This window comes from Streptomyces kaniharaensis, assembly GCF_009569385.1.
Lineage (GTDB): Bacteria > Actinomycetota > Actinomycetes > Streptomycetales > Streptomycetaceae > Kitasatospora > Kitasatospora kaniharaensis.
The window spans coordinates 362,681-376,152 of record NZ_WBOF01000001.1; the positions used below are offsets into that span (position 1 = coordinate 362,681).

The 13,472-nt window shown below is 71.8% G+C and carries 15 protein-coding genes; 8 read left to right on the forward strand and 7 right to left on the reverse strand.

What is annotated here, in order from left to right:
- Window positions 1–66 precede the first annotated feature (66 nt).
- Window positions 67–897, reverse strand: a complete 831-nt coding sequence (locus F7Q99_RS01650; RefSeq protein ID WP_153459739.1) for a hypothetical protein — start codon at window positions 895–897, stop codon at window positions 67–69.
- Between the two features lie 224 nt (window positions 898–1,121).
- Between F7Q99_RS01650 and bioB the strand changes: the two genes are divergently transcribed.
- The 6 genes from bioB (at window position 1,122) to F7Q99_RS01675 (ending at window position 5,458) form a co-directional block, all read left to right on the forward strand.
- A complete protein-coding gene (gene bioB, locus F7Q99_RS01655; protein ID WP_153459740.1) occupies window positions 1,122–2,402 on the forward strand; it encodes a biotin synthase BioB in 1,281 nt (426 codons plus the stop codon).
- Window positions 2,403–2,425: 23 nt separating this feature from the next.
- Complete coding sequence (locus tag F7Q99_RS01660) at window positions 2,426–3,730, forward strand: adenosylmethionine--8-amino-7-oxononanoate transaminase (protein ID WP_153459741.1); 1,305 nt, start codon at window positions 2,426–2,428, stop codon at window positions 3,728–3,730.
- Window positions 3,727–4,461: a dethiobiotin synthase gene (bioD, locus tag F7Q99_RS01665; protein WP_153459742.1), complete on the forward strand. Its 735-nt coding sequence runs from the start codon at window positions 3,727–3,729 to the stop codon at window positions 4,459–4,461. Before F7Q99_RS01660 ends, bioD begins: the two co-directional genes overlap by 4 nt.
- 77 nt (window positions 4,462–4,538) lie before the next feature.
- On the forward strand, window positions 4,539–4,985 hold the full coding sequence (locus tag F7Q99_RS01670) for a hypothetical protein (protein ID WP_153459743.1): 447 nt from the start codon (window positions 4,539–4,541) through the stop codon (window positions 4,983–4,985).
- Between the two features lie 9 nt (window positions 4,986–4,994).
- A complete protein-coding gene (locus F7Q99_RS43570) occupies window positions 4,995–5,228 on the forward strand; it encodes a Scr1 family TA system antitoxin-like transcriptional regulator (protein WP_407697726.1) in 234 nt (77 codons plus the stop codon).
- Window positions 5,192–5,458: a DUF397 domain-containing protein gene (locus F7Q99_RS01675; protein ID WP_153459744.1), complete on the forward strand. Its 267-nt coding sequence runs from the start codon at window positions 5,192–5,194 to the stop codon at window positions 5,456–5,458. Before F7Q99_RS43570 ends, F7Q99_RS01675 begins: the two co-directional genes overlap by 37 nt.
- 55 nt (window positions 5,459–5,513) lie before the next feature.
- Here the strand turns inward: F7Q99_RS01675 and F7Q99_RS01680 are convergent, their stop codons facing one another.
- The 3 genes from F7Q99_RS01680 to F7Q99_RS01690 form a co-directional block, all read right to left on the reverse strand.
- On the reverse strand, window positions 5,514–5,804 hold the full coding sequence (locus tag F7Q99_RS01680) for a hypothetical protein (protein ID WP_153459745.1): 291 nt from the start codon (window positions 5,802–5,804) through the stop codon (window positions 5,514–5,516).
- A 207-nt stretch (window positions 5,805–6,011) separates the two neighbouring features.
- On the reverse strand, window positions 6,012–6,266 hold the full coding sequence (locus F7Q99_RS01685; RefSeq protein ID WP_153459746.1) for a hypothetical protein: 255 nt from the start codon (window positions 6,264–6,266) through the stop codon (window positions 6,012–6,014).
- 133 nt (window positions 6,267–6,399) lie between these two features.
- On the reverse strand, window positions 6,400–7,149 hold the full coding sequence (locus F7Q99_RS01690) for a hypothetical protein (RefSeq protein ID WP_153459747.1): 750 nt from the start codon (window positions 7,147–7,149) through the stop codon (window positions 6,400–6,402).
- Window positions 7,150–7,540: 391 nt separating this feature from the next.
- On the opposite strand from F7Q99_RS01690, the gene F7Q99_RS01695 reads away from it, so the two are divergent.
- Window positions 7,541–9,100 carry a hypothetical protein gene (locus F7Q99_RS01695; protein WP_153459748.1) on the forward strand — a complete coding sequence of 520 codons (1,560 nt, stop codon included), beginning with the start codon at window positions 7,541–7,543 and terminating at the stop codon, window positions 9,098–9,100.
- Window positions 9,101–9,138: 38 nt separating this feature from the next.
- Here the strand turns inward: F7Q99_RS01695 and F7Q99_RS43015 are convergent, their stop codons facing one another.
- Window positions 9,139–10,146, reverse strand: coding sequence for an ArsR/SmtB family transcription factor (locus F7Q99_RS43015; RefSeq protein WP_153459749.1), 1,008 nt, complete (start codon window positions 10,144–10,146; stop codon window positions 9,139–9,141).
- 285 nt (window positions 10,147–10,431) lie between these two features.
- On the reverse strand, window positions 10,432–11,028 hold the full coding sequence (locus F7Q99_RS01705; protein ID WP_326846146.1) for a helix-turn-helix domain-containing protein: 597 nt from the start codon (window positions 11,026–11,028) through the stop codon (window positions 10,432–10,434).
- 173 nt (window positions 11,029–11,201) lie between these two features.
- Between F7Q99_RS01705 and F7Q99_RS01710 the strand changes: the two genes are divergently transcribed.
- Window positions 11,202–12,644, forward strand: a complete 1,443-nt coding sequence (locus tag F7Q99_RS01710) for an aminopeptidase P family protein (RefSeq protein ID WP_153465687.1) — start codon at window positions 11,202–11,204, stop codon at window positions 12,642–12,644.
- Between the two features lie 138 nt (window positions 12,645–12,782).
- Here the strand turns inward: F7Q99_RS01710 and F7Q99_RS01715 are convergent, their stop codons facing one another.
- Entirely contained in the window at window positions 12,783–13,466 is a 684-nt protein-coding gene (locus F7Q99_RS01715) for a class I SAM-dependent methyltransferase (RefSeq protein ID WP_153459750.1), read from the reverse strand.
- Window positions 13,467–13,472 lie beyond the last annotated feature (6 nt).

Consider the following 13,472-nt stretch of genomic DNA (forward strand, 5'->3'; position numbering starts at 1 on the left):
CTTTCCAGTAGCTGACGGTTTGTCAACTACGCGGCGGGGCCCGAGGTTCTCGGGCCCCGCCGGTTGTCACATCCAGACGAACTGCGAGCCCGCCGAGTACGACACCGCGCGCGTCGCCTCGTCCAGCACCTGCTCGGGGGTCGGCGCCGTGGCGGACGCCGCCGGGGTGGCCGGGGTGCTCGCGGGCGCGCTCGGCGCGTGGGTCGGGCTCTCGGGCAGGCGCGAGCTGGTCACCGTCACGTAGTGCCCGACCGCCTCGACCCGCGGCTCGGTGCCCGGCTTCGCCGCGCTGCCGGCCGCCGGAGCGGGCGCCTCGTTGGCGTCGGGGAGGATGAAGGCCAGCGCGCCGGGCTTGGCCTTCAGCGCGTCGGCGGCCTTGACTGCGGCGGCCTGGTCGGCGAAGCGCAGCACGGTGACGCTGCTGAGCACCGGCTTGTCCTGGCCGGTGAAGCTGACGGTCAGGTAGGCCTGGCAGCCGCTGTTCTTCAGCAGCTCCTGGCCGCGGTCCTGCTGCGCCTCGACGCAGTTCTCGCCGCGCCGCACGCCGTTGCGCCTGCCCTTGTAGGCGCCCATCTCGATGAGGCGCTGGGACGGGAAGTACGTCTCGACGTTGAGCGCCTCGGGGTCGGTGCGCGGCGGCGGGGCGCCGACGACCGGCGGCGTCTTGGTCGCGTCCTTGCTGGACGGACCGAGGCCGGGTATGAAGTCGCCCGGCGTCGGCCGGGTGATGATCCACCCGCCGGCCACCACCACGCCCACGACGACCGTCCAGCCCACCACCCGGCGGGCGGTCAGCCGCCTGCCCCAGTAGGCGCCGGCACCCCCGCCGAATCGCTGCCCTGCCTGGCCTTCCTGGCCCTCTCCCGGAGTCGGGGTGCGCTCCCCCTGCGTGGTCATGGCGCAGATTCTAAGCAACCGCCGGGTGTTCCAGATCACGGGGTGGGCGGTTGTCGATCACCGTCGACTACCGGCGGGTAACCTGCGGCCCGCGCCCCGTCAAGGGGATTGACCTGCGCCGCAGCCGTGAGCTTCGACACTGTGGCAAGTGGCACATCCGTCCACGGATCTTCTGGTGGGTTTCCTCTGGCGTCAGCCGAACACCAGCAGGCAGGATCAGCCCCATGGATCTGCTCGATACCCTCACCGCCAAGGGCCTGCGCGGCGAAGTCCCGACCCGCGAGGAGGCACTGGCCGTCCTCGCCACCACCGACGACGAGCTCCTGGACGTGGTCGCCGCCGCCGGGAAGGTGCGCCGGCGGTGGTTCGGCCGCCGGGTCAAGCTCAACTACCTGGTGAACCTCAAGAGCGGCCTCTGCCCCGAGGACTGCAACTACTGCTCGCAGCGGCTGGGCTCCAAGGCCGAGATCCTCAAGTACACCTGGCTCAAGTCCGACCAGGCCGCCGAGGCCGCCCGCGCCGGCGTCGCGGGCGGGGCGAAGCGCGTCTGCCTGGTCGCGAGCGGGCGCGGCCCGACGGACCGCGACATCGACCGCGTCACCGACACCATGGCCGCCATCAAGGACGCCGACCCCGAGGTCGAGATCTGCGTCTGCCTGGGCCTGCTCTCCGACAACCAGGCGGAGCGCCTCAAGGCGGCCGGCGCCGACGCGTACAACCACAACCTCAACACCTCCGAGAGCACCTACGGCGACATCACCACCACCCACACCTACGCGGACCGGGTGGACACCGTGCAGAAGGCGCACGGCGCGGGCCTGTCCGCCTGCTCCGGCCTGATCGCGGGCATGGGCGAGACCGACGAGGACCTGGTCGACGTCGTCTTCGCGCTGCGCGAGCTGGGCTCGGACTCCGTCCCGGTCAACTTCCTCATCCCGTTCGAGGGCACCCCGCTCGCCAAGGAGTGGAACCTCACCCCGCAGCGCTGCCTGCGGATCCTGGCGATGGTCCGCTTCGTCAACCCGGACACCGAGGTGCGGATCGCCGGCGGGCGCGAGGTGCACCTGCGGTCGATGCAGCCGCTCGGGCTGCACATCGCCAACTCGATCTTCCTCGGCGACTACCTGACCAGCGAGGGGCAGGCCGGGCAGGCCGACCTCGACATGATCAAGGACGCGGGCTTCGAGGTCGAGGGCGCCGGCGAGGCCACCCTGCCGCGCCACCGGGCGGACATCGCGGCTGCGGCCTCGGCGTGCGGCACGGCGGCCTCTTCGTGTGGCACGGCGGCTTCGGCGTGCGGCAGCGGGGGTGGCTGCGGTCCGTGCGGCGGGCACGCGCACGAGGAGGCTGCCGTGTCGGAGGAGCCGGCTGTCTCGGCCGACGCTTCCGACTCGGCGGACTCGTTCGGCTCGGCGGACTCGGCCGCTTCGGCCGGTGAGCTGCGCAGCGATCTCGTCAAGGTCCGCCTGCGCGGTGCCGGTACCGAACTCGCCCCGAACGCCTGACACTTCTGGAGAACCGACTCATCATGCCCCAGCTGTCCGCGGACACGCTGCTCAGCCTCGACCGCGCCCACGTCTGGCACCCGTACGGCCCGATGCCCGGCACCGTCACCCCGTACGTGGTCGAGTCGGCGTCGGGGGTTCGGCTGAGACTGGCGGAGCCCGTCGCGGGCGGGCGGCGCGAGCTCGTGGACGGGATGTCGTCCTGGTGGGCGGCCATCCACGGCTACCGGCACCCGGTCCTGGACGAGGCCGTGCGGGAGCAGCTGGGGCGGATGAGTCACGTGATGTTCGGCGGGCTCACCCACGAGCCCGCCGTCCGGCTGGCATCCCGGCTGGTCGAGATCACGCCGGAGCCGTTGCAGCACGTCTTCCTCGCCGACTCGGGCTCGGTCGCGGTCGAGGTCGCGATGAAGATGTGCCTGCAGTACTGGCAGTCGACGGGCCGCCCGGAGAAGAACCGGCTGCTGACCTGGCGCGGCGGATACCACGGGGACACCTTCCACCCGATGTCCGTGTGCGACCCCGACGGTGGCATGCACCACCTGTGGGGCGGGGTGCTGCCCGGGCAGCTCTTCGCGCCGCAGCCGCCGGCCGGGTTCGGCGCCTCACTTGATGTCGCATACGCCTCGGCTTTCGAGGAGTTGATGGCGCGTCACGCGCATGAGCTGGCCGCCGTCATCGTCGAGCCGGTCGTGCAGGGCGCGGGCGGGATGCAGTTCCACTCCCCCGCTTACCTGCGGATGCTGCGCGAACTCTGCGACAAGCACGGGGTGTTGCTCGTCTTCGACGAGATCGCCACCGGATTCGGCCGCAGTGGCGCGCTGTTCGCCGCCGAGCACGCCGGGGTGTCGCCGGATGTCATGTGCCTCGGCAAGGCGATCACGGGCGGCTACCTGACGCTGGCCGCCGCGCTGTGCACGAGCGAGATCGCGGACGGCATCAGCCGTGGCGAGATGCCGGTGCTGGCCCACGGGCCGACCTTCATGGGCAACCCGCTCGCGTGCGCGGTCGCCAACGCGTCGATCGACCTGCTGCTCGGCCAGGACTGGCAGGTCGAGGTCAAGCGCATCGAGACGGGCTTGGTGGACGGCCTCACCCCGGCTCGCGACATCCCCGGCGTACGCGACGTCCGCGTCCAAGGCGCCATCGGCGTGGTGCAGTTGGACCACCCCGTGGACGTCATCGCCGCCACCGAGGCGGCGGCCCGCGAGGGCGTGTGGCTGCGCCCGTTCCGGGACCTGATCTACACCATGCCGCCCTACGTGACGGAGGACGAGGACGTGGCACGCATCGCCGCCGCCGTCAACGCTGCGGCGGTGGCGGGATGAGCGCGCGGATCCTGTTCGTCACGGGGACGAACACCGAGGTCGGAAAGACGGTCACCACGGCGGCTCTCGCGTCGGCGGCTCTGCAGGGCGGGCTGCGCGTCGCCATGCTGAAGCCCGGGCAGACCGGCGTCGGCCCGGGCGAGCCGGGTGACGCGGAGGAAGTCCTCCGACTGGCTGGTGAACTGACGATCCGTGAACTCGTCCGCTACCCGGAGCCGCTGGCGCCGGACATGGCCGCGAGGCGGGCTGGTCTGCCCTGCCTCTCCCCGGCCGAAGTCGTTTCGGCCGTCGCCGAGTTGGCCACGACCCACGACCTGGTGCTCGTCGAGGGCGCGGGGGGGCTGCTCGTCCGCTACGACGAGGACGGGCGGACGCTCGCCGACCAGGCGCGAGCCGTACGCGACGCCGGACTGCCGGCCGAGGTGCTGCTCGTCGCGTCGGCGGGCCTGGGGACGCTCAACATCGTCGCCCTGTCGGCGGAGGCACTGGCAGCGCGCGAGCTGCCGCTGACGGGCGTCGTGGTCGGCTCCTGGCCCTCCGCCCCCGGACTGGCCGATCGCTGCAACCTCGTCGACCTGCCCCGCTCGGCCGGCGCCCCCCTGCTGGGTGCGCTCCCCGAACGAGCCGGCTCCGCTCCGGACTTCCCCGCGCTCGCTCTGTCCTCCCTGGCCCCCGAGCTGGGCGGCACATGGGATGCGAAGCACTTCACGGAGTCGCACTGGCCGCAATAGGCCCGGCTTCGCTCGAAGGTGTGATGTCCGCACTCGAACCGTGTCCCGGTGCGGTGGGGCTCAATACCGTTCCATCCATGACAGACGGGCTGACGGTAGACGAGGCTCTTCGGGCCTTGGCCGCCCTGGAGGCGGCGTGGAAGGACGACGACGAGGCACTGTCCGCACTCGCCGCAGGCGGACCGGGCGAGCGAACGCTGCCGGCGCTGGTCGCCGAGTACGGCGAACATGCGATGGACACGCTGATGGCGCTCGCGTTCGGGCTGCGGTCGAGCATGAGCGACGAGGAGATCGCGGAACTCTCGGACGCGGTGAGCGCCAACATCGGCGCCCGGATGAGCGCCCTGCTCACACAGGCACTCAAGGCGTGGGGCACGTCGGCGGCACCGGACGACCTGGTGGCGACGAAGGCCATCGCCCACGTGGTGATCGACTCCATGCGCGCGGTGACGGAGGACCCGAGCAAGACGGAGGTCCTGCCGCTCCTCGCCACATTCCGGTCGTATGCGCTGAGCAATCCCTGAAAAGCGTTGGTGGCGGGGGCTCCGAGGAGCCCCCGCCTTTCCGGCGGCTCTCTCACGCTCCTCCACTTCGACGACGCTCCTCGGGTCGCCTACCTGGAAGGCTTGCAGAGTGGTCAACTCGTAGAGACGCCAGACCGGGTGACCGATATGGCACTGATCTACGATACGCTCCGGGCAGAAGCCCTTACGCCTGACGAGTCGTTGGCGTGGCCGCAAAGAGCATCGGAGAATCTTCCGGCATGACCCCACGCGCTTCGGTCCTGGATCTCTCAACTGCCCGCTGGTTCAAGTCGACTCACAGCGACCCTCAGGGCGACGGCGACTGCGTGCAGGTCGCTACCAACTTCTCGGTCACTCACGACCTCATCCTCATCGGCGACACCAAAACTCCTGGTGTCCACATCGCCGTCTCCCCCGAAGCCTTCACCGCATTCGTCACCGCCACCGCCACCGGCGAGTTCGGCACCATCTGACGCTCGCCTCGGCCACGGGCTTCGCGCCATTGCTCGAAGCCCGTGGCCTGCGTCATCACCGCGCCAACGGACACGGCGGCGGCGCCTCGCCGGTCGGATTGAACGTTCGGGGGCACGAGACAGCGGCTACCGACCTCAGCTGCTGGCCCGGCGTCCAGTACGTCCACACCACGTCGTGCGGGAAGGTCCCGAGGAACTCCCGCGCGTGCTCCGGCCTCACGACCGGTTCCATGTCGCTCTCCTGCGCAGGAACCTCAGCGAGCTGCTTGCTCAGCCACTCCGACACCTCCGCCGGCTCACCGGCCGTGAGCTTGATCTGCGCCGCCGACTTGGCCAGCCAGTGCATGACCTCAAGCGGAGGCACCGGGCTGGACCATACCGGCCGCACACGGTTCTGCATCTCCGGGGGCCGACGCTCGGTGTCCTCGGGCCGCGGAGCCCAGGCACGGCCCGACGAGTGGACCGTCGCGCGCCACCACCTCACCGCCGCGGCTGTTCGCGCCGCTCGCGGAGGGCGCCACGCGTCACAACAGGTAAGCAGGGCGGCAGCACCCTAGTGATCGCCGGGCGCCACCTGGCCGAACGACCTCACGAACGCCGTGAGCGCCCGCACGTCGACGACTTCGTCGAACGCGGGTGGGTGGCACGGACACCCGACGACGACACCATCGCCCTGACCGACGAGGGCCGCAAGGCCCACCGGCGGGTCTCCGACCGCTCCGGGGTCTTTCGCGCCCGGATGATGGAATGCATCACCCCGGACGAGTACCACACGCTGGTGGAACTCCTCCAGCGGATCGCCGGTCACGTCGAAATCCTGTCGACCGGGCGGGACGTCCCCGCGAACCGGCGGGCCCGGTACTCGTGCGGCCCCGGCCGCACTACAGCACGTTCTCAACGCAGGAAGTCGACGTCGCCGACTTCCGCGCGTGGGGCCGGTGCTACTTGGCGGCGGCGTGGAGCTTGTCGAGCTGCTTCTTGACGGTGTCCTGCTCGGGCATGCCCGGGTCCGCGAGAGCCGAGTTGGAGAGCATGGTCAGGACGTCACCGCTGCGGACGATGACGTAGCTGCGGGCTTCGCACGGGGCATTGGCGCAGTCGTCAGCGGTGAACTTCGCGTTGAGGGCCAGGGTGGCGTCACCGGCCGCCTGGAAGGTGGCCTTGCTGAACGTGACCTTCATGGCGGGCTGGCCCTGGCTCGTGGCGTTGAACGCCGCGCACGATCCGAGTGCGGCCTCGCCGGACGTCATGGCTTTGGCGGCCTGCCCGGCACCGAACTGGGTGAGCTGGATGACCGTGTACTCACGGCCGTTGGTGCCGAAGTACGCGCCGGTGGCGGAGGCGGCCGGCGGGGTGGCCGCGTTGCCGGCGTCGGCCAGGTCGAGCAACGGCTGGCAGGCGGCCTTGTTGGCGGTGAGCTTGTGCTGCGACTTGGTCGCGCCCAGGGATGACCGGTTCTGGTCGGCCTGAAGGTCTTTGACGGTGAGCAGGGCCTTGACAAGCTGGTCCTGTGTCAGCGCCTTGGCAGCGGCTCCGGTTCCGGCTCCGGTCGGGGCTGCCGTGGCCGTGCCGATGGGCGCAGTGGTGGCTGTGGTGCTGGACTTGTCGTCGTTGTTGGGACCGCACGCGGTGGCGGCCAGGACGAGCGGCGCGAGGACGCCGGTGGCGACGATGATGCGCAGAGAACGCATGACTGGTGTTCCCCCGAACGGTGAAAGGTGCTGCGCCTTGAGCTGTTCGGCGCTTTGGCACGCCAAGCGGTTGTCGGTTCAACATCCGCTGGCAGCAGATCAAAGTACCCTATGGCCCCGCTCTTGCGGATCACGGGCATGGGCTCGTTGCGTAGCCCTGACCAAACCAGCGTGCCCGTCAAGCCCGATGGACCGGCTGCCGGTGCCCGGATAGACTCGCGGCCCGTACCGCAACTGGTGGGGGAACGACGCGGGTTGGAGACTCCGGGGCAGGTGGTCCGCGGTGCCGTCCAGGACTGCGCCGACCGCCCGACCCGCTCGGGAGACCGTAGTCGGCGACCGGGCCGCCGGCCCGGCCCGGAACCACCGCAGTTCTCACGGAGGGGGCATTTTGGCTTCGATCACCCTCGACGCCGACCGCCGCATCCGCGCCGACGCAGGACGGGCCCGGGTGGCGGCCGTGGGCGCGCTGCGCGGGCTCGGCTTCCAGATCACCTCGGAGATGGCGACCGTCGTGGAGGCTCGGCGAGGTTCCGCCGTCCGATCGGCGATGCTCATGCCCGACCAGGTACCGCTCGCGGTGCGTCTCCAGTTCGCGGCGGCGCTCCAGGACGCCCAGGACACCGTGGTCTCGATGCATCTGACGGACCGTTCCGTCTCGGTGGTCGCACTGGGGGTGCAGGCCCCCTATGTGTCGGCGTTCCAGAGCGCGCTGTCGGCCCTCGACCGGGCACTGGCCGACCTCGACCCGGCCGCCGGGGCGGGCGGCTTCCCGGAGCCCCGGTGGTGGGTGGCGGCGCCCCAGGCGGAGGCGCTGGCACGGCACCACGAGACGGGCCAGCGCCTGGTCGGCGGCGTGACGGCCCGCGTCACGGACCGGTTGTCCGGCGGCCCCCGCAACACCGGGCCGTCCCGGTGGACCGGCTTCGACCGGCTCGTCTTCCGTTCCTCCGCGGGCGTCGTCGATCTGGACATGGTCACGGCCCGGAGCCTGCTGGCGATCCCGGTGATGATCGGCTCCCGGCCGGTGGAGCTGCCGGGCCAACTGGCGTTCGAAGTGCAGCGGTTGGCGGCGACGATCGAGGGGCGGCTGAACGCGGGCGGCTGGGGAGCCGTCGAGATGCCGGTCCCGGCGGAGCATCGGGAGGCCTTCGAGTTCCTGTACCGGCAGTTCGAGATCCGCTCCCGGCTGCCGGTGCGAACGCTGTGCGTCTGCCGGGACTGCCTGCAGACCAAGGTGGTGAACCTGGACCTCAAACGGCTGCGGGAGAGGAACCACCGCCTCAAGACGATCCTGTCGGTGGTGCGGGCGACGGACGACAAGGGTGAGATCAGTCCCTTCCAGATCTTCGGCACGCTCTTCCAACAGGCCAAGTTCGACCCGGACTTCGTGTGCACGCGGTGCGAGAGCACCGAGGCCGACGAGCAGCCGGTCACGTTCTGCCCCGCCTGCGGTGACATGCGCAAGGAGTCCGTCCTCACGACCTGCTCGGAGTGCGAGTACGACTTCGACGGGCTGGTGGCGGATCTGGTGGTCTGGAAGACCGCACCGCCTCCGGCGGCCCCGACCGTTCCGCCGATCCCGACCACCCCTCCGATGCCGACCGCTCCCCCGGCCCCGGCGACCCCGCCCATGCCGACCGTTCCCCCGGCCCCGGCCACCCCTCCGACGCCCGGCACGCCCCCGGCACCGAGCACACCCGAATCCGGGCCGCCACCCCAGGGCTTCGACACCCCGCGCTCCGACACCCAGGGCTTCGACACCCCGCGCTTCAGTTCCCCGCACATCGGCACCCCGCGCCCGACCTGCGACATCTGCGGCCACACCTACGCCGTGCTCTGGTCGGTCCAGATCCCCGACGGGCCCTACCGCAGGCCCATGACCGTGTGCGCGACCTCCACCCGCTGCTCCCCGCGCTCCCTCGTCCGGCCCGTGGAGGTCCGGACCTGACCCTTCGTCGCTTCGCCGGAGCTCTCTCCGACAGGTGATCAAACGGACACCGGGAGCTCCGGGTTGTCGTGGAGCAGGTCGTGGCCGACGTCCGTCAGCGCGTGGCGGACCTCACGACCCTGGCGCTGGGTGGTGATGAGGCCGGCGCTGCGGAGGGCGGCGGCGTGGACGGAGGCGGAGGGCGGGGTGACGCCCATGTGCTGGGCGAGTTCGGTGGTGGAGCACGGGCCGCTGCCGATGACGCGCAGGACGCGGGCGCGGGCGGGGCCGATCACGCCGGCGAGGCCGTCGACGGCGGCTGGGCGTGCGGGGCGGGCGGGGCCCTCGGTGGGGTGGGCGCCGACGGGGTGGACGAGGAGGGTCGGGCGGTCCTCGGCGAGGAGGAGTCCGATGCCGTTCTGGAGGAAGTAGTTGGGGCGCAGTTCGAGGCCGCGTCCGCCGAGGTCGAAGCTGCCGTCCCAGTCGGCGATGGTGCACTGGAGGACGCCTTCGTCGCGCCAGACGGCCCGGGGGTGGAGTTCGCCGAGCATGGCGCCGACGCCGGCGCGGGCCACGGTGCGGGAGCGCTGGGCGATGTCGGCTTCGAGCAGGCGGCGGATGTCGGGCCAGTCGGGGGCCAGGCAGGACTGGAACAGCGCCCAGGCGCTGTCGGTGATCTGCCGCAGGCTGCGGGTGCCGCCGTCGAGGAGGCGGGCGAGGGCGGTGGGCAGTTCGGCCTCGCTGCCGAACATGGCCAGGTCCTGTTCGAAGGTGTGCTGCGGAACGTCCAGGACGGCGTCGAGTTCGTCGGCGAGCAGGCGGCGGGTGGCGTCGACGTCGGCGCCCATGAACTTCGGGACGCCGGCGGTGGAGGCGTTGACCAGGTCGAGGAGCGGGGCGGCCCGGTGCGGGACGTGCCGCCGGACGTCGCGCCACCAGCGGTCGCGGCGCAGGCCGAGGCAGTCGTGCACCTCCTGCCGGGCGGCGCCGGTGAGCAGGTGGTCGAGCGGCGAGATGACGAACCGGGTGTTGGCGACGTCCGCGACGCCGAACCTGAGCGTGAGCACTGTCCCCCGACCCCTGCCGGAACCCCCGGCGGACTGGCTCTCACCTGGTGGTTTCTTGACCTTTAGGCCCAGAGGCTAATGCATGGCGACCAGGCCGCGTCGGTTGGCATCCTTCCCGGGTCGGCGGGTCGACGGGACGGCGACGGAAATGGCGACGGAACGGCAACGGGACGCGCGGACTCGCTCCGGCCCCCCACCGCGAGGGGAGTGGGGGACCGGAGCGCACATATCCACGCATTCGGTAAACCGAACGTGCCTGGTGGACCGAACGCCCCCGCCCGCCCCTCACCCGTCGTGCGGGTCCGCCACGTGCAGCCGCTGCTCCGCCCGGAAGTGCAGGAGCAGCACCGAGCGCACCACCTCCCCGCCGAGCGCGGTGTACGCGTGCGGCAGCGTGGCGTCGAAGCCGACGTAGTCGCCCGGTCCGAGCTCCACGTCGCACCCGTTCACCCGCACGCCCAGCCGGCCCGCCTGGACGACGGTGTGCTCGGTGCCGCTGTGCCCGGCCGAGTCCTGCGTGCCGCCGGGGCGCACCTGCTGGTCGTAGATCTCGAACACCGAGTCCCCGGACTCGATCCGGCGCAGCGGACGCAGGTCGACGCCCGCTCCGCTGAGCGCCTCGACGTCGGCGGCGCGGACCACCGTCACCCCGCCGGTCGGTGCGCCGTCCACCAGGTCGGAGATCGGCACGCCGAGCACCCGGGCGAGCCCGAAGACCGTCTCCAGGGTGGGGTTCCCGGTGCCGGACTCCAGCTGGGACAGCGTCGCCTTGCCGATCCCGGCGCGCCGCGACAGCTCGGACAGCGACAGGCCGCGCTCGGCCCGCACCCGCTTCAGGTTGGCGGCGAGCACGCCCCGGACGGATCCCTCGGAGTCGCCCACGCTGTTCCTCTTTCCTCCCGGTCTTCGTTCGATATACCGTACGGGACGCGCCCGACTCCCCGCGTACGCACCGACCACGCCCACGCACCGACCGCGCCCGCGCACCTCACCGACCGCGCCCGTACGCACCCGACCCGACCCAGGAGACGGCAGTGACCGAGCCCACCCGGCCCATGTCCGATGCCAAGCCGGCCGACCCCATCAAGTACCGGAAGAACGGTCTCACCCGCGGCGTGACCGACGAGCTCGCCGCGAACATGAAGCAGGGCTGGGCCGACACCGAGCGCGCCGACCTCGCGCCGATCCCGCAGGCCGCGCACACCGCCCTCCGCCGCGCCGAGCTGTCCGCCGCCTTCCCGGGCGAGACGCTGGTGGTCCCGGCCGGCAACCCCAAGGTCCGCGCCAACGACACGGACTACCCGTTCCGCCCCTCCTCCGACTACGTCTACCTCACCGGCGACCAGTCCCAGGACGGCGTGCTCGTCCTCGCTCCCACCGGCGCCACCGGCCACGACGCCACGATCTACCTGCGCAACCGCTCCGACCGCGAGAACGGCGAGTTCTGGCTGGACAACCACGGCGAGCTGTGGGACGGCCGCCGCAACAGCCTGAGCGAGAACGAGCGCCTGCTCGGCCTGCCCTGCCGCGACGTCCGCACGGTCCTGGACGGGCTGCGCTCCGTCACTGGCCCGGTCCGCGTGCTGCGCGGCCACGACGCCGGGGTGGAGGAGGTGCTCCGGGGCAAGGGCACTGCCGAGCAGGACGAGGAGTTCCGCGTCTTCCTGTCCGGAATGCGCCTGGTCAAGGACGAGTTCGAGATCGCCGAGCTGCGCTTCGCCTGCGAGGCCACCGCCCGCGGCTTCGAGGACGTCGTGCGGGTGCTCGGCACGGACACCGAGACGGCCGAGCGCCTGATCGAGGGCACCTTCTTCGTCCGGGCCAGGGTCGAGGGCAACGACGTCGGCTACGGCACGATCGCCGCCGCCGGCCCGCACGCCACCACCATGCACTGGGTGCGCAACGACGGCCGCGCCAAGCCTGGCGATCTGCTGCTGCTCGACGCGGGCGTGGAGACGAACCGGCTCTACACCGCCGACGTCACCCGCACCCTCCCCGTCAACGGCCGGTTCGACGAGCTCCAGCGCAGGATCTACGACGCGGTGTACGCGGCGCAGGAGGCCGGCATCGCCGCCGTCAGGCCGGGCGGGATGTTCCGCGACTTCCACCACGCCGCCCAGCGGGTGCTCGCCGAACACCTCACCTCCTGGGGCCTGTTCGGCGGCCTCTCCGCCGACAAGGTCTACGAGCTGGGCCTGCACCGCCGCTTCACCCTGGCCGGCACCGGCCACATGCTCGGCATCGACGTCCACGACTGCGCCCATTCCCGTACCGAGGAGCACGTCGACGGTCCGCTCAGGCCGGGCATGGTGCTCACCGTCGAGCCGGGCATCTACTTCCAGGAGGACGACCTGACGGTCCCGGCCGAGTACCGCGGCATCGGCGTCCGCATCGAGGACGACATCCTGGTCACCGAGGACGGCAACGAGAACCTCTCCGCCGCCCTCCCCCGCCACGCCGACGCCGTCGAGGCCTGGCTGGCCGGCCTGCGCGCCTGAGCCCGGCGACCGGCCTGCCCGAGGCGCCCCGGCGGAGCGCCTCGGGCAGGTCACCGCACCGGCGGTGGTTTCCGTCCCCGGAGCGTGGTCCGCTGGGGCCCGCCAGCGGTCGGCGGCCGTCCGAAAAACACTCGATTCTCAGGCGCCCAGCCGCCACACCGTGGTGGTCTTGATCGCGGTGTCCTCCAGGTCCGCCACCACCGGTACCTCGTACGCGGCCAGCGCGGTGAACCGCTCCCGCGGCAGGTAGGCGCGGCCGGGGTCGCCGACGACGACGGTGGCGCCGCGGGCGGCGGCCCGCTCCAGGAAGGGCAGGAAGCGGGCGGCCATGGCCCGTTCGTAGAAGACGTCCCCGGCGAGCACGACGTCGGCGCCGTCACCGTCTCCGTCGACCAGGTCCACCAGCGCGCCCTCCACCCGGACGCCGTTGGCCTCGGCATTGAGCCCGATGGCGGCGACCGCGTAGGCGTCGATCTCGGCGCCGCGGACGGACGCGGCCCCGCACAGCGCGGCGGCGACGCCCACCAGGCCGGACCCTGCCGCGACGTCGAGCACGGTGCGCCCGGCCACCACCTCGGGGTGGTCCAGCACGTAGCGGGTGACGGCCACCCCGCCCGCCCACGCGAACGCCCAGAACGGCGGCGGCAGTCCGGCCTTCCCGCGCGCCCGCTCGGTGGTCTCCCAGAGGGCGATCGCGTCCTCGGCCATGTGCAGGCTGATCTCGGGGACGGACGGGACGGGCTTCAGCTCGGTCTCGCGAAGGATGAAGGCGAGGTCCGTGTCCCGCTGACGGGGCTGAAGAGTTCGTAGCTCACTCGACATGCCCCG

Coding starts and splice junctions, on each gene's coding strand:
- F7Q99_RS01710 (WP_153465687.1), top strand. CDS start 11,202: ATGTCCGATGCCAAGCCGGCCGACCCCATCAAGTACCGGAAGAACGGT.
- F7Q99_RS01670 (WP_153459743.1), top strand. CDS start 4,539: ATGACAGACGGGCTGACGGTAGACGAGGCTCTTCGGGCCTTGGCCGCC.
- F7Q99_RS01680 (WP_153459745.1), bottom strand. CDS start 5,804: ATGCACTGGCTGGCCAAGTCGGCGGCGCAGATCAAGCTCACGGCCGGT.
- bioB (WP_153459740.1), top strand. CDS start 1,122: ATGGATCTGCTCGATACCCTCACCGCCAAGGGCCTGCGCGGCGAAGTC.
- bioD (WP_153459742.1), top strand. CDS start 3,727: ATGAGCGCGCGGATCCTGTTCGTCACGGGGACGAACACCGAGGTCGGA.
- F7Q99_RS01715 (WP_153459750.1), bottom strand. CDS start 13,466: ATGTCGAGTGAGCTACGAACTCTTCAGCCCCGTCAGCGGGACACGGAC.
- F7Q99_RS01660 (WP_153459741.1), top strand. CDS start 2,426: ATGCCCCAGCTGTCCGCGGACACGCTGCTCAGCCTCGACCGCGCCCAC.
- F7Q99_RS01690 (WP_153459747.1), bottom strand. CDS start 7,149: ATGCGTTCTCTGCGCATCATCGTCGCCACCGGCGTCCTCGCGCCGCTC.
- F7Q99_RS01650 (WP_153459739.1), bottom strand. CDS start 897: ATGACCACGCAGGGGGAGCGCACCCCGACTCCGGGAGAGGGCCAGGAA.